A 14,531-nucleotide genomic window follows, 5' to 3' on the forward strand; every position below is an offset into this window, starting at 1 on the left:
CGCTCGAAAGCATCGTAGTTTCCGAAGATCGATTCCGATTGTTGGGTCGATGCGGTAGGAGCAACACACAATCCGGAGCGCACGCCATGGCCGAACAAACCACATACGACAGCAACAATATCTTCGCGAAAATCCTGCGCGGTGAAATCCCGTCGCATCGCGTCTATGAAGATGACGCGGTTGTCGCCTTCATGGATGTGATGCCGCAAGGTCCGGGTCATACGCTGGTTGTGCCGACGGCGCCGTCGCGCAACCTGCTTGACGCGGATCCGGCAACATTCGGCCCACTCTTCGCCGTCGTGCAAAAGGTGGCGGTGGCGGTGAAGAAGGCCTTCGGCGCCGATGGCGTCACCATCCTGCAGTTCAACGAGCCCGCTTCGGGCCAGACCGTCTACCACCTCCATGTCCACGTCATTCCACGCTTCGAGGGCATCCCTTTGAAGCCGCATAGCGGGCAGATGGAGAAGCCGGAAGTGTTGGCTGAGAACGCCGGCAAGATACGGACGGCGCTGGCAAACTGACGCCGGGCGCCGCGCGTTCGGCCGCCCACCAGCCCCTCGAAGAAAAAAAGCCCCGTTTCCGGGGCTTTCTTTAGCTTTCAGGCCATCATCCCTTGCGGGGCAGTTGCGGCACCAGGCTGCGCTTGCTGCCGTCCTTGCCCTTGGGCTCCGCCTTCTGCGCGACCGCCTTTTTCGCGGCCGGCTTCTTGCCGGCAGCTTTCCTGGGCTTCGGCGTGTCGTCCGGTTCTTCCTTCTTCGGCTTGACCGGCGCCTCGTCGGCGAGCGACTCGAGCTTCAGCCCGGTTTCGCCGGTCTCTTTCTTGTCGACGGTGACACGCACCGTGCCGCCCTTCTTGAGCTTGCCGAACAGCACCTCGTCGGCCAGCGGCTTCTTGATGTGCTCCTGGATGACGCGGCCGAGCGGCCGTGCTCCCATGCGCTCGTCATAGCCCTTCTCGGCCAGCCAGGCGATCGCCTCCTGCGACAGGTCGAAGGTGACGCCACGCTCGGAGAGCTGGGCCTCGAGCTGCATGACGAACTTCTGCACCACCTGGTGGATGACCGGCACCGGCAGCGAGCCGAACGGGATGATCGCATCGAGACGGTTGCGGAACTCCGGCGTGAACAGCCGGTTGATCGCCTCGACATCGTCGCCTTCACGCTTGGTCGAGCCGAAACCGATAGCCGCGCGCTGCGCATCCGAGGCGCCCGCATTGGTGGTCATGATCAGGATGACATTGCGGAAGTCGATCTGCTTGCCGTTGTGGTCGGTCAGCTTGCCATGGTCCATGACCTGCAACAGGATGTTGAACAGATCCGGATGCGCCTTCTCGACCTCGTCCAGCAACAGCACGCAATGCGGATGCTGGTCGACGCCGTCGGTCAACAGGCCGCCCTGGTCGAAGCCGACATAGCCGGGAGGCGCGCCGATCAGCCGTGAGACGGTGTGGCGTTCCATATATTCGGACATGTCGAAGCGGATCAGCTCGACACCGAGCGAGGCGGCGAGCTGCTTTGCCACTTCGGTCTTGCCAACGCCAGTCGGTCCCGAGAACAGGTAGGAGCCGATCGGCTTCTCCGGTTCGCGCAGGCCGGCCCGCGCCAGCTTGATCGCCGAGGTCAAAGCCGTGATCGCGGTGTCCTGACCGTAGACGACGCGCTTCAGCTCGATGTCGAGACCGGCCAGCACCTTCTCGTCGTCGGCGGAAACCGTCTTCGGCGGAATGCGGGCGATGGTGGCGATCGTCGCTTCGATCTCCTTGATGCCGATGGTCTTCTTGCGCTTGGCCTCCGGCACCAGCATCTGCGAGGCGCCGGTCTCGTCGATCACGTCGATCGCCTTGTCCGGCAGCTTGCGGTCGTTGATGTAGCGCGCCGACAGTTCAACCGAAGCCTTGATCGCCTCAGCCGTGTAGCGAACCTTGTGGAACTCCTCGAAATACGGCTTGAGACCCTTCATGATCTCGATAGCGTCCTCGATGGTCGGTTCGTTGACGTCGATCTTCTGGAAGCGCCGCACCAAGGCGCGGTCCTTCTCGAAGAACTGGCGGAACTCCTTGTAGGTGGTTGAGCCGATGCAGCGGATCGTTCCGGACGACAGCGCCGGCTTCAACAGGTTCGACGCATCCATGGCGCCGCCAGACGTCGCTCCTGCCCCGATCACGGTGTGGATCTCGTCGATGAACAGAACCGCGCCCGGATAATCCTCAAGCTCCTTGACGACCTGCTTCAGCCGCTCCTCGAAATCACCGCGATAGCGGGTGCCGGCCAGCAATGTTCCCATGTCGAGCGCGAAGATGGTGGCGTTGTGCAGCACTTCCGGCACGTCGCCCTCGACGATGCGCTTGGCGAGGCCCTCGGCGATCGCCGTCTTGCCGACGCCGGGGTCTCCGACATAGAGCGGATTGTTCTTGGAGCGGCGGCACAGCACCTGGATGGTGCGGTTGATCTCGGACTCGCGGCCGATCAGCGGATCGATCTTGCCGGCCTTGGCCTTGTTGTTCAGATTGACGCAATAGGCGGTCAGCGCGTCCTGCTGCTGCTTTTTCTTGCCGCTGTCCTCTTGCGGCTCGGCGCCGCTCTGGCCCTGCTCGTCATCGGCGCCACGCGGCGACCGCGTCTCGGACGCGCCGGGCCGCTTGGCGATGCCATGCGAGATGTAGTTGACCGCGTCGTAGCGGGTCATCTGCTGTTCTTGCAGGAAATAGGCGGCATGGCTCTCGCGCTCGGCGAAGATGGCAACGAGCACGTTGGCGCCGGAGACTTCCTCGCGGCCGGACGACTGCACATGGATCACCGCGCGCTGGATGACGCGCTGGAAACCGGCCGTCGGCTTGGAATCCTCGTCATAGCCGGTAACGAGATTGTCAAGCTCGGTATCGATGTAGGTGAGAACCGTGTGCTTCAACTCGTCGAGATCGACGTTGCAGGCGCGCATGACCGCGGCCGCCTCGGTGTCGTCGATGAGCGCGAGCAGCAAATGCTCAAGGGTTGCGTATTCGTGGTGCCGCTCATTGGCGAGCGTCAGCGCCTGGTGAAGCGCCTTTTCCAGGCCTTGGGAGAAAGCCGGCATGTTACCTCACTTCTTCTCCATCACGCATTGCAGCGGATGCTGATTCTGTCGGGCGAAATCCATGACCTGAGACACTTTGGTCTCGGCCACCTCGAATGTATAGACCCCGCACTCGCCCACTCCATGATTGTGAACATGAAGCATGATGCGTGTGGCGGCTTCACGGTCCTTCTGGAAAAAGCGCTCCAGCACGTGAACCACGAATTCCATGGGTGTGTAGTCGTCGTTGAGAATGAGGACCCGATAAAGGCTAGGCTTCTTGGTCTTGGTTTTGGTGCGCGTGATGACGGCCGTGCCGCGACCGGTCTCGTTGCCGTCGCTGCCGTTTTGCATCCGCACCACATCTGTTGTGGCAGTCAAACCTGTCGTCACGTAACCCTGCCTTTTCGAATCCCCATATGAGTTCGACATGTAGGTCTTCGATGAACGATTTTAAGCCCTTCTGTTTAGCTGACAATATGGCTAGGTGGCCAAACTTGACCGATTTTTCGAAATCGTGAAGGCAGCAGAGCCCCTGATTTCAAATTGAGGGCATCGCATCGAAAGTACGCTAGTCAACGGCAAGGGAAAACGAAGCCTGAACTCTGTCATGCTGCCCACTGCTTCGGTCGATAGGTTGAGCGGTTTTCCGACCCGTCGCTTTGGCGGCACGATCCGATAGGCGTGGAGCACTTACGATTTATCGTAGATGCGTCAGCTAACGAAACAACATGCATCTGAATAACGAACCTGGAGTCGCATGATCCCTTCAGAGCGCGCTTTAGGTGCCAGCGAGACTGTTTAGGCCGGGCACACTCAGGATTTCCATCGTCCAACATGAGCGAGAACAGCGACAGGCAAGATGCCGACGAGAACTATGGCAAGTGCCGCGATCGATGCTTCCTCGTAGGTCCCCCGCGCCGCCTCGCCGTAGAGATGCGTCGCCAGGGTCTCGAAATTAAGCGGCCTCAACAGAAGCGTCGCCGGCAACTCCTTCATGCAATCGACAAACACGAGCAAGCCCGCAGCGACGAGCGACGGTTTCGAAAGCGGCAGATGAATATGCCGGAATGTGCCAGTCACATTCCGGCCGAGGCTGCGCGCGGCGTGATCGAACGAGCGCGGAATGCGGCTGAAGCCCGCCTCGACCGATCCGACCGCAATCGCCAGGAAGCGTGCGACATAGGCGTAGCCGAGCGCTGCTCCGGACCCGATCAGCAGCAGGCCGGTTGGCGCGCCCAGCCATGCGAGCGCGGTTCGGTCGATCATCTGATCGAGGGCCGCGACGGGCAACAATATTCCGATGGCCACCACGGTGCCGGGCATCGCATAGCCGACCGTGGAAATCCGCTGCAAAGCCGCCGTGACACGGCCGGGAACCGAGCGCGCCGTATAGGCGATGACCACGCCGAAGAGCAGGATTGCGAGCGTAGCCATGGCCGACAAGGTGACGGTGTTGAGCGTTTCCGACAAGAGCCGGGGCGACAGCCCTGCGAAACGGACGCGCTTCCACGCCTCGACGGCAAGATAGCTCGCCGGGGCGATGAACCCGATGAACACCGGCAAAAGGCCGAGCGCAAAAACCAGCAGACCGGAAACGGTGCCGAGACGATGCGGTGTGAAATTCCGCGCCTTTTGTGCGCTCGACCAATAACGCTGACGACGGCGCGCCCAACGCTCGATAGTGACGAGCGCGACCACCAATGACAGCATGGCGAGCGCAATCTGCGCCGCGCCCGGCAGGTCGGACCGCGTCACCCATGTCGTGTAGACCGAGACCGTCAGTGTCTTCACGCCCAGGAACTCCGAGGCACCGATGTCGTTCAGCGCCTCCATCAGCGCGAGGCTGACGCCGACGGCGATCGCCGGACGTGCCAGCGGCAGCGCAACGCGCCAGAAGACGCCGCCTTTGCCACTTCCAAGCGTGCGCGACACCTCGACCAGATTGGCCGCCTGGGTGAGAAACATCGCCCGCGTCGTCAGGTACACATAGGGGTAGAGCACGAAGCCGAGCAGCACGATGCAGCCGGCCATCGACCGGATGTCGGGAAGGCGGAATTCGTGTGGGCTGGTGAAGCCAAGTGCCACTCTGAGCGCACTCTGGACCAAGCCGATCGGATGGAGAAGATCGAGATAGACGTAGGCGATTATGTAGGTCGGCACCGCGAGCGGGAGGAGCAGCGCCCATTCGAGAAACCTGCGGCCGGGAAAATCATAGGCGGTGACAAGCCAGGCCGTCGAGGTGCCAAGAAGCGTGACGAGGACACCGACGCCGACGAGCAGCGTCGTGGTCTGCTGGAAGGCCTGCGGCAGCACATAGGCGAAAAGATGCGGCCAGAGCCCGCTCGATCCCCGCAGCGCCTGCCAGACAAGGGCGAGAACCGGGATCGCCACCAGCACAGCGATAAGCACGGTCGCCATGAACCACAGTCGCCCGGACCTGTACCGGGCGACCTTCACAATGGGGGCTTTAGGCATAGTGGAGGCTTTAGGCAGGTCGACATCCGACATCGGGAGATCACCGGGCGCAGCACTGCCCACGCCCGGATCGCCCATCAGTTGTCGAAGCCGACCTTCTCGGCCAGTTCGCTTGCCTGCTTGCGATGCTTGACGATTTCCGTCATCGGCACTGGATCGACTTTCAACGCGCCGAACGAGGCGATGATCGGGTCGATCGGAGCGCCGGCCTTGACCGGGTATTCGAAATTTGCCTTGGCATAGAGTGTCTGGGCGTCGTCGGAGACCAGATATTCCAGCAGCTTGACCGCCTCACCCTTGTTCGGCGCATGCTTTGCGACTGCCGCGCCGCTGACGTTGACCTGCGTGCCGCCATCCTTGAACGTTGGCAGGACGACCTTGATCGCGTCGCCCCAGGCGACCTGCTCCTCACCGCCCTTGCCGGAGCGCATCAGTCCGACGTAGTAGGAATTGGCGATGCCTATCTGGCAAATGCCGCCGAGGATGTCCTTGGCTACATCGCGGTCGCCGCCGCCCGCCTTGCGGGCGAGATTCCCCTTGACGGCGGCAAGCCATGCTTCCGTCGCCTCGGCGCCGTTATGTGCGATGTAATCGGCGAAAAGAGCGGTGTTGTAGGGATGCTGGCCGGACCGGATGCAGACCTTGCCCTTCCATTTTGGATCGGACAGGTCCTCGTAGTTGAACGCGGCAAGATCGAGATCCTTGGCCGCGTAGAGTACGCGGGCCCGCATCGACAGAGCAAACCAGTTGTTGGCCGGGTCACGCAGGTTCTCCGGGACCGCGGCTTTCAGAACATCTGATACGACCGGCTGCGTCAGGCCTTTTTCGGCCAGGTCAGCGAGGTTGCCGACATCGACCGTCATGAGAATATCGGCAGGTGAGCTTTCCCCTTCCGAGGCCACACGCTCCGCCAGACCATCTTTCATGAAGACTGTATTGACCTTGACGCCGCTCGAGGCGGTGAAGGCGTCAAGCAGCGGCTGGATCAGCCCAGGCTCACGCGTGGTGTAGATGTTCAGTTCGGCCGCCATAGCGCTGGCCCCGCCAGCGAGGGCGAAGACGCCGCCCACCAGGGCGAGTCGCAATGTGGAAAGGCTCTTCATGAAGCGGTCCTCCATTAATTGATTGGTGCGGCCGGCATTGGTTGACAGCCCAGGAATTGCTCGATCATATGTGACTAATTTAGTCAAGTTACTTTGCGACCAAAGCGCTTGCGACTTATGCCGCAGCGAATATCAGGACGCCGCCTGGATCTACGGTCAGGTGGATCGGCTCACCCGGCTTTACATCGATCCGGCTGGTGGTGCGCAAGCGCAAGAGGTCAGCAACGCCCTCGATCCTGACCAGCAATTGTTCGATCTCACCCAGAAAAGAGCGGTTGACGACAAGCGCCGGCAGACCTTCCTCGGGACCTGAAAGGGAGACGGCCTGCGGGCGGATGCAGGCAAACGCCTTGCCGCCTTCCGGAAGATCGAGCCGGGCTGGAAAGCTGCCCAGCACCGTTTCGACCCGGCCATCGCGGTAGATGCCCTCTACCCTGTTGCACGGGCACAAGAATTCGGCGGCGTAGAGTGAGTTGGGATGATCATAGATATCGTAGCCCGTCCCGACCTGCACAACCCGCCCCTCCTGCATCAGCACAACCCGGTCACCGACGGAAAGGGCCTCCTCCGGGTCGTGCGTGACGAGGATCGCCGTCGTCCCCAAGGCTCTCAACGTCGAAATGGTCTCCTCGCGCACCCGCTCCCGCAGGCCACGATCAAGGTTGGAGAAAGGCTCGTCCATCAGCAGAATGACGGGTTTTGGGGCAAGCGCCCGCGCCAGTGCGACTCGCTGCTGCTCGCCACCTGAAAGCGTGTGTGGGTAACGGCCGGAAAGCGCCTGGATGCCGATTCGGGCGATTACCTCGGCCGCACGGGCGCTCGCCTCGCGCCGCGACAGCCGCTTGAGGCCGAAGGCCACGTTCTCCTCGACGGTCAGGTGCGGGAACAGGGCATAATCCTGGAACATGAATCCGATGTTGCGGTCTTCGGGCTCGACAAAGCTGTTCGCGCCCGCGATCTCAATGCCATTGAGCAGAATTCTTCCGCTGTCGGCCGTATCGACGCCTGCAATGATCCGCAAAAGCGAGGATTTGCCGCAACCGGACTGGCCGACCAGGCAGACGATCTCTCCAGGCGCAATCGAAAGCGAAACGTCATCCAGCGCCCGGGTGTCGCCGAAGCTTCGGCTGATGTGTTCCAGCGTTAGCGGAGCGCCGGCATCATTTATCGACCCATGCATCATTCGCCCTTAAGCTAAACCGACAAGCTGGCTCATTGCTGTTTAGATCAGCGTCGATCGGCTGGAAACTTAATTGCCATGAAAAAAACCCGGCCGCACGTTCGCGACCGGGTCCGTCTTGCTGGCCCAAGGGCCGTGTTCACATCTTGTAGCGAGATTATTTCGCCTTTGCGACGATCGATTCGAACGGCTTGTAGGCTTCCTTGGCGAGTTCGGCATAGAGGTCACCAATCTTGGTGGCTTCGGTGACGAAGGCTTCGTACGACTGCCTGGCAAAATCGGACTGGATCTCGATCGCCTTCTCCAGCGACTTGGCCGACAAAAGTTTCTCGGCTGCTGCGCTGCCCGCCTCGAAGCTTTTCTTGGTGTACTCGCCCGCCTCGGTGGCGATGGCCTGCGCGCCCTTGGAAAGGGATGCGAAGCTCTTCAAGCCGCTATCCGCAAACTCCTTGCCGTATTTGCTGAAATCTTCATAGGTCTGGGTCATTCACGCAATCCCTTGCCAGTTGTCCTTGAGCGGTGGACGCGGCCTTTTCCCGGGGCCGCGTTGTGCAATGCAAATAATATATTGTGCACTGCACAAAAGTCAAGTTTTTTACCGAGTGCGGGTTTCACCGGGTGCGGCCCCGGCCATCCGGCCAGCAGATCGGCGCAACCGTCGGGAAATGGCTAAGATTCGAATAAAGAAAAGCTCAAGCTCGAAGAAAATGGTGAACGCTGCGGTTACCATAAACGGATTGGTAACGCTGGCCGCGATAGCTTGGCTTGAAGTGAGGCAGGACCCCTTTGCCGCCTCCACCGCAACAAAAATTCAAAGGAAACCATCGGTGCGTCAGGCGTTGTCGGGCATTCTCTCCAAATCCGCGTCCTCCTTGAAAACGATCATGATCCTCGCTTTGGCGATGACATTCGTCGTTGCCGGAGCTGCTTCGTCCATGGCGGCGAGGTCGGCGGCCATCGTCATCGACGCCAAGACCGGCAAGGTGCTTTACTCTTCGAACGCCGATGGCCGACGCTATCCCGCCTCGCTCACCAAGATGATGACGCTTTACCTGGCCTTCGAGGCCATGGCGAACGGCAAGATCGGCAAGAACTCCCGCGTCGTCTTCTCGGCCAATGCTGCTGCCGAACCGCCGACCAAACTCGGCGTCAAACGGGGCGGCGCGATCACCGTCGAGACCGCGATCCTGTCGATGGTGACCAAGTCGGCAAACGACTCGGCAACCGCAATCGGCGAACTTCTCGGCGGCAATGAAGCCAATTTCGCCCACATGATGACTGCCAAGGCGCGGGCACTGGGCATGAAGGGGACCGTTTTCCGCAACGCCCACGGCTTGCCAAATCCCGGTCAGTTCACCACCGCGCGCGACATGGCGGTGCTCGGCATCGCGCTGCGGGAGCATTTTCCCCAGTATTACAGCTATTTCTCGCAGCGTTCCTTTCTCTACGGCCGCAGGCGCATCAACGGCCACAACCGGCTGCTTGGACGCATCAAGGGCGTCGACGGCATTAAGACTGGCTACACCCGCGCCTCCGGCTACAATCTCGTCTCCTCGGTCGACGACGGCGATCGCCGCATCGTCGCGGTGGTCATAGGCGGGAAATCCGGCGGCAGCCGCGACAACCAGATGGCCGCATTGATCAAAGCCTACCTGCCGAAGGCGTCGTCGCGCGGCAGCGGCATGCTGATCGCCAAGGCTGGCGGCGGCAACCCGATCACCGCTCTGGCGAAAGTATTCCTGCCCAAGCGCGACGCGCCGACGCCGGACAGCAGGCCGGAAGACGATGCGGCGTACAACGAGGCCCCGGACGGCGATGCCATTGCCTCCCTGGTCGAGGAGGCCGAGCCCGTCGTTGAAGAAGCCACCCCCGTCGTTGAGACCACGCCCGTCTCTCGGACCAAAAAGCTCGAGACAATGGCCGCGGCCACGGCGGACGATGTGGCGACCGCACGGGTCGCAGCAGCCTATGGCGAACCGGCAAAGGTCGATCCCGTCAACACGGCATCGGTGCCGTCCGGCTGGGCAGTCCAGGTCGCCTCTTCGCCAAAACAGTCCGAAGCCCAGGCTCTCCTGGACGAGACGAGCAAACAGGCGCCTTCGGTCCTGGCCGATGCTGTGGGCTTCACCGTCGCCTTCGAGAAGGGCGGCGTCACCTACTACCGCGCCCGGTTCGGCTTTGGCTCGAAGACTGCCGCCTCGAAAGCCTGCAACGCCCTGAAGAAAAAGAAAATCGAGTGCTACGCCGTCCACCAGTAGGCGGCGTCGAAACATCTCCCGGAAGAATTCTGCGTCGAAGGAGACTAGTTGTGATTGGAGAGCAAGACGTCCTTGGCTTCGTTGATCCGCGCCGCCAGAAACGAAGTGCCGCCGAGATCGGGGTGCAGGCGCTGCATCAGGCGGCGGTGCGCCTTGCGGACATCCGCCGCGGCGGCCCCCGCTTCAAGACCAAGGATCTTGTAGGCCTCCTCCTTAGTCATGGCGCCCGAACCTGGCGAAACACCCAGCCCGTCGCCACCATTCGCCTCCGCGTCTTTGCGCCAGATGGGAAATCTGCCGTCAAGATACGTCTCTAGCAGCTGGCGGCTCTCCGGGTCGCCGGGGAGTTCGCGATAAAGCTGCTGCAATTCCGCAAGGCTCATCGTGCCTAGCATCTTGCCTTCATGGCGGCCGGCGAGCACGAGCCCCTCCAGATTGCCGGTATCGTGATCAAGCTCCATTTCGAGGGCCGCGGTGCGCACCGTCGAATACTTGCCCGGCTCCAGTTTCGCCGTCGGCCGCTTCATCCGCATCGAGCCATACCAGGCAAGCGCCGTCGACAGGATCAAGCCGCCGATGCCTGCGCGTCCAACCAGAAGCGCGGCGACGCCGATCAGCGCCAGCAGGACAGGCCCAAGCGTCCTCATCCAGCTTGCGAGTTTCGCGGGGTCGGAGCGCAGAAACACCATGGCCACGCCGAGCAGCACCAAAAGCAACGCCACGAATGCGATAGTCGCGCCCATCATTTCCTGCCGCTCCGCAGATGCTCGATCATCAGCCGGTCTTCCGGCCTGCCTCTGGCCTCCAGAGCCTTCAGCCCGCCCGTCGCAAACACCGCAACCGCCGATAGCAGGTTGGCCAAGGTTGCGGCGGCCCGCCGGTCAAATCGGAACCAGGCGCCTTTGGACAGCCGCGCAATTTCCTTGAACGCCTTTTCCGCGCCGGCATCATGGCCCTCCTGAAAGACGAAGACAGGAACGCCGTGCAGGCCGAGGCTGCCGGCCTTTTCCGCCAGATCGTCGATATTTTCCTCCATCGCGTCGCCGATATAGACCAGCGCGTTGACCTTGGCCGCCGCCGTCTGTTTCAGCGCATGGGCGAGCACCTTGCCGATCTGGGTGTGGCCGCTGCGGCATTCGATCCGCGTCATCAGCTGCTTCAGCGCGTTCGTATCGGTGACGAATGCGGATGAGCGGCACTCGCCAAAACCGCGAAAATAGACCAGTTGGACCTTGAGCGCCCCGGCCTTGCCGACGGCGTCGAACATCTCGCCCTGCAGCGCACAGGCGAGATCCCAAGTCGGCTGGCGGCTCATGGTCGCGTCGAGGGAAAGGATCAGCCTGCCAGTACCGGTCGCGGACGCAGCCAGCGTCCTTGCCTGACGGATAAACGCGTCGATCTCGCCGCTGCTCGATTGGGATTCGACCGGCGCAGGATTGGCCTTTGCGGGCACGGGCTGCTTCTTGTCGCTCATGACATTCAAGATGTGGCGTTGTCGCACAGCTTGCAAGCCCAGCATGAGGCTATCTGGAGGGCCGGCGATCACCGCAGCTTTGAATATTGGGGCCTTCCTAGAGAAGGCCGAGATCGGCAAGCTCGCGCCTGAGTTTTGGCGGCATTTCGACCAATCCCGCTTTGCCCTTGGAGAGATCGGCCGGTGCGTCCGACGGTTTCAAATAGCGCCAGCCTTGAAAGGCGCGGCGCGGCTGCCATTCAGTCGGCACGACCGCGGGATCGAGGATCAGGTGACAGCGGCCGATACCCTCGTCATCGGTGAAAGGACGGATTTCGGTGATCAACTGGCGGCACTGCACGTTGCCCTTGATTACCCAGTAGAGGGAACCGCCATCGGTGACCTCGGCGATGCGCGTCGGCGTCATGCGGGTGGTGTGGTAGTGCTCGACCGGTTCACCGGCGCGCCGCCGTTCGTCGAGGCGGAACGCGATCCACTCTTCGAGATCTTCGACGCTGTCGCAGCCAACGCAGAGCTTTATGAGATTGAGGGCCATGGATCAAGGTTTAGTCCGGCGCGCGAAGGCGTCAACTGGCCCAATCGACTTTCTCCACAGTGCCGACTTTCTCCACAGTGCCGCTGTTCTCCACGGCGCCAATCCACGGTGCAAGGCTTGGCTCAGCATTCCACGATATTGACGGCCAGTCCGCCGAGGCTGGTTTCCTTGTATTTCTCGTTCATGTCGAGGCCGGTCTGGCGCATGGTCTCGATCGCGGCATCGAGCGGCACGAAATGAACGCCGTCGCCCTTGATGGCCAGCGACGCGGCAGTCACCGCCTTGACGGCGCCGAGCGCGTTGCGCTCGATGCAAGGCACCTGCACCAGCCCGCCGACCGGATCGCAGGTCATGCCGAGATGATGCTCGAGCGCGATCTCGGCGGCGTTCTCGACCTGCTCGGGCGTGCCGCCCATCACGGCGCACAGCCCCGCTGCCGCCATCGCCGAGGCCGAACCGACCTCGCCCTGGCAGCCGACCTCGGCGCCCGAGATCGAAGCGTTGGTCTTGATGATGCCGCCGACCGCTGCTGCGGTCAGCAGGAAATCGCGGATGCTTGGCTGGTCGGCCTCGGGGTGGAAATGCAGCCAGTAGCGCAGCACCGCCGGCAGCGTGCCTGCAGCACCATTGGTAGGCGCGGTGACGACGCGCCCGCCGGCGGCGTTCTCCTCGTTCACCGCCATGGCATAGATCGACAGCCAGTCGTTGGCGAGCAGCGGATTGGGCCGGTTCTGCCGCCACTGCTCCTGCAGCTTGTCATGCAATTGTCGCGCGCGTCGGCGCACCTTCAGGCCGCCCGGCATGATACCGTCCTGCGACAGACCGCGCTCGATGCAGCTCTTCATGGCGCTCCAGATGCCGTCGAGGCCGGCGTCGAGCTCTTCACGCGACATCTGCGTCTCTTCGTTGACGCGCTTCATGTCGGCGATGGAAAGACCGCTTTTCGCGGCCATCGACAGCATCTCGACAGCGTTCTTGAAGGGGTATGGAACCTTCTTGCCCTCGCTCGTCACCGAGCCCTTCGCCTTCATCCGCTGCAGCTCTTCTTCGGAAACCACGAAGCCGCCGCCGATCGAATAGTAGATACGCTTGAGCAGCAGGCGGTCGTCGGCATCATAGGCAGAGAAAGCCATGCCGTTGGCGTGGCCGGAAAGCGGCGTCTTGCGATCCAGCACCAGATCCGTGGCCGGGTCGAAGCGATAGGACGGATGGCCGGGCGGCGAAATCCGCTTCTCGGCGGCGATACGGTCGACAATGCTGTCCGCCTGATCGGGGTCTACCGTCTGCGGCGTCTGGCCGGCAAGCCCGAGCACGACGGCGCGATCTGAACCATGGCCGATGCCGGTATAGGCAAGCGAGCCGTGCAGACTGGCGGCGATGCGGTCGACCTTGGCGCCGGCCGGGCGTGGCCAGTCATCTCCCGCGACCTCGTCGAGAAAGCGCCGCGCAGCCGTCATCGGTCCCATCGTGTGCGAACTCGATGGTCCAATGCCGATCTTGAACAGGTCGAAAACCGAAAGGAACACGCGCCGCTCTCTCCTATTGGAATTTACATATAGGAATTCCTGTGATGTTTCCGCTCTTTCGAAGATTGCGGCGCTGCACCTGCCGACCTTGTTTGCTCCGGCAGCGACATCGTTGCGTTCCGCCATCGAAGCGCCGCCACCGCTTGTGGTAAGAGGGTTGCATGGGCGATTCCTTCCATTTGTCGACGGCAGACCTCGTTGCGCTTGCCTTCTTCGTTTTCGTGTGGGTGCTGCATACGCTCGCCTCCGACGGAAAGCTGGTCAGGCGCATGTCGCTGACGACGGCGATGAACGTCCAGCGTCAAGCCTGGATGCGGAACATGGCCGAACGCGAGGTCCGCATTGTCGACACCGCCATCATGGCCGGCCTTCAACAGGGAACCGCCTTCTTCGCCTCCAGTTCGCTGATTGCGATCGGCGGCTGTTTTGCCCTGCTCGGCGCCTCCGATCAGGTTGTTTCGGTGCTGAGCGACCTGCCGCTCGGCGCGACGGCGTCCCGCTCCGCCTTTCAGATGAAGGTGTTCGGATTGGTGCTGATCCTTGCCTATTCCTTTTTCAAGTTCGGCTGGGCCTACCGGCTGTTCAACTATTGCTCGATTCTGATCGGTGCGGTGCCGATCCCGCACGGCGAGGCTTCACGCAACCCGGTCAGCGAGACGGCGGTATGGCGGGCGGCGCGCATGAACATGCTGGCCGGAAAACATTTCAATTCCGGCATGCGCGGCGTGTTCTTCTCGATCGGCTATCTCGGCTGGTTCGTCGACCCAAAAGTATTCGTGCTGTCGACGCTGCTGTTGCTGGCGGTTCTGGTGCGTCGCCAGTTCTTCTCGGCGGCGCGGCAAGCCGTGATCGGTCAGCCGCCCGAGCCGACACCCGGTCCGGGAAAAAGCCGATCGATGCGGCCCGACAGCCGGTAGGCGACGCCC

At 62.0% G+C, this 14,531-nt stretch carries 13 protein-coding genes; 3 read left to right on the forward strand and 10 right to left on the reverse strand.

Annotation, left to right across the window (positions count from 1 at the left end; all coding sequences use genetic code 11):
• Positions 1-86 precede the first annotated feature (86 nt).
• Entirely contained in the window at positions 87-521 is a 435-nt protein-coding gene (locus AC0L2B_RS20310) for an HIT family protein (protein ID WP_473746598.1), read from the forward strand.
• Positions 522-606: 85 nt separating this feature from the next.
• Here the strand turns inward: AC0L2B_RS20310 and clpA are convergent, their stop codons facing one another.
• From clpA to AC0L2B_RS20340, 6 genes are all read right to left on the reverse strand, one after another.
• Positions 607-3,072, reverse strand: coding sequence for an ATP-dependent Clp protease ATP-binding subunit ClpA (clpA, locus tag AC0L2B_RS20315; RefSeq protein WP_023801213.1), 2,466 nt, complete (start codon positions 3,070-3,072; stop codon positions 607-609).
• A 6-nt stretch (positions 3,073-3,078) separates the two neighbouring features.
• Positions 3,079-3,405, reverse strand: a complete 327-nt coding sequence (clpS, locus tag AC0L2B_RS20320) for an ATP-dependent Clp protease adapter ClpS (protein ID WP_023801212.1) — start codon at positions 3,403-3,405, stop codon at positions 3,079-3,081.
• 462 nt (positions 3,406-3,867) lie between these two features.
• Complete coding sequence (locus AC0L2B_RS20325; protein ID WP_473746599.1) at positions 3,868-5,472, reverse strand: ABC transporter permease; 1,605 nt, start codon at positions 5,470-5,472, stop codon at positions 3,868-3,870.
• Between the two features lie 134 nt (positions 5,473-5,606).
• Positions 5,607-6,632: an extracellular solute-binding protein gene (locus AC0L2B_RS20330; protein ID WP_473508474.1), complete on the reverse strand. Its 1,026-nt coding sequence runs from the start codon at positions 6,630-6,632 to the stop codon at positions 5,607-5,609.
• 115 nt (positions 6,633-6,747) lie between these two features.
• Positions 6,748-7,812 carry an ABC transporter ATP-binding protein gene (locus AC0L2B_RS20335; protein ID WP_473746600.1) on the reverse strand — a complete coding sequence of 355 codons (1,065 nt, stop codon included), beginning with the start codon at positions 7,810-7,812 and terminating at the stop codon, positions 6,748-6,750.
• A 157-nt stretch (positions 7,813-7,969) separates the two neighbouring features.
• Positions 7,970-8,299: a phasin family protein gene (locus AC0L2B_RS20340; RefSeq protein WP_023801209.1), complete on the reverse strand. Its 330-nt coding sequence runs from the start codon at positions 8,297-8,299 to the stop codon at positions 7,970-7,972.
• 340 nt (positions 8,300-8,639) lie between these two features.
• Here AC0L2B_RS20340 and AC0L2B_RS20345 point away from each other — a divergent pair, with 340 nt between their 5' ends.
• Complete coding sequence (locus AC0L2B_RS20345) at positions 8,640-10,070, forward strand: D-alanyl-D-alanine carboxypeptidase (RefSeq protein ID WP_473520464.1); 1,431 nt, start codon at positions 8,640-8,642, stop codon at positions 10,068-10,070.
• A gap of 44 nt (positions 10,071-10,114) precedes the next feature.
• Here AC0L2B_RS20345 and AC0L2B_RS20350 read toward each other — a convergent pair whose 3' ends face one another.
• From AC0L2B_RS20350 to AC0L2B_RS20365, 4 genes are all read right to left on the reverse strand, one after another.
• Positions 10,115-10,816 carry a DnaJ domain-containing protein gene (locus AC0L2B_RS20350; protein ID WP_198032858.1) on the reverse strand — a complete coding sequence of 234 codons (702 nt, stop codon included), beginning with the start codon at positions 10,814-10,816 and terminating at the stop codon, positions 10,115-10,117.
• Positions 10,813-11,544, reverse strand: a complete 732-nt coding sequence (locus AC0L2B_RS20355; protein WP_473746601.1) for a vWA domain-containing protein — start codon at positions 11,542-11,544, stop codon at positions 10,813-10,815. The genes AC0L2B_RS20350 and AC0L2B_RS20355 overlap by 4 nt, the downstream gene beginning before the upstream one ends.
• Before the next feature lie 97 nt (positions 11,545-11,641).
• On the reverse strand, positions 11,642-12,079 hold the full coding sequence (locus tag AC0L2B_RS20360; RefSeq protein WP_473746602.1) for a DUF1489 family protein: 438 nt from the start codon (positions 12,077-12,079) through the stop codon (positions 11,642-11,644).
• A gap of 122 nt (positions 12,080-12,201) precedes the next feature.
• Entirely contained in the window at positions 12,202-13,605 is a 1,404-nt protein-coding gene (locus tag AC0L2B_RS20365) for an L-serine ammonia-lyase (RefSeq protein ID WP_287283966.1), read from the reverse strand.
• Positions 13,606-13,766: 161 nt separating this feature from the next.
• Between AC0L2B_RS20365 and AC0L2B_RS20370 the strand changes: the two genes are divergently transcribed.
• A complete protein-coding gene (locus AC0L2B_RS20370; protein WP_473746603.1) occupies positions 13,767-14,522 on the forward strand; it encodes a DUF599 domain-containing protein in 756 nt (251 codons plus the stop codon).
• The last annotated feature ends 9 nt before the right edge of the window (positions 14,523-14,531 follow it).

The sequence above is a fragment of the Mesorhizobium sp. WSM4815 genome, assembly GCF_055811575.1.

Bases quoted from the DNA above. Each gene is read 5' to 3' on its own strand.
- AC0L2B_RS20335 (WP_473746600.1), bottom strand. From the start codon at position 7,812: ATGCATGGGTCGATAAATGATGCCGGCGCTCCGCTAACGCTGGAACAC.
- AC0L2B_RS20350 (WP_198032858.1), bottom strand. From the start codon at position 10,816: ATGATGGGCGCGACTATCGCATTCGTGGCGTTGCTTTTGGTGCTGCTC.
- AC0L2B_RS20340 (WP_023801209.1), bottom strand. From the start codon at position 8,299: ATGACCCAGACCTATGAAGATTTCAGCAAATACGGCAAGGAGTTTGCG.
- clpA (WP_023801213.1), bottom strand. From the start codon at position 3,072: ATGCCGGCTTTCTCCCAAGGCCTGGAAAAGGCGCTTCACCAGGCGCTG.
- AC0L2B_RS20370 (WP_473746603.1), top strand. From the start codon at position 13,767: ATGGGCGATTCCTTCCATTTGTCGACGGCAGACCTCGTTGCGCTTGCC.
- AC0L2B_RS20360 (WP_473746602.1), bottom strand. From the start codon at position 12,079: ATGGCCCTCAATCTCATAAAGCTCTGCGTTGGCTGCGACAGCGTCGAA.
- AC0L2B_RS20310 (WP_473746598.1), top strand. From the start codon at position 87: ATGGCCGAACAAACCACATACGACAGCAACAATATCTTCGCGAAAATC.
- clpS (WP_023801212.1), bottom strand. From the start codon at position 3,405: ATGCAAAACGGCAGCGACGGCAACGAGACCGGTCGCGGCACGGCCGTC.
- AC0L2B_RS20355 (WP_473746601.1), bottom strand. From the start codon at position 11,544: ATGAGCGACAAGAAGCAGCCCGTGCCCGCAAAGGCCAATCCTGCGCCG.
- AC0L2B_RS20325 (WP_473746599.1), bottom strand. From the start codon at position 5,472: ATGGCGACCGTGCTTATCGCTGTGCTGGTGGCGATCCCGGTTCTCGCC.
- AC0L2B_RS20330 (WP_473508474.1), bottom strand. From the start codon at position 6,632: ATGAAGAGCCTTTCCACATTGCGACTCGCCCTGGTGGGCGGCGTCTTC.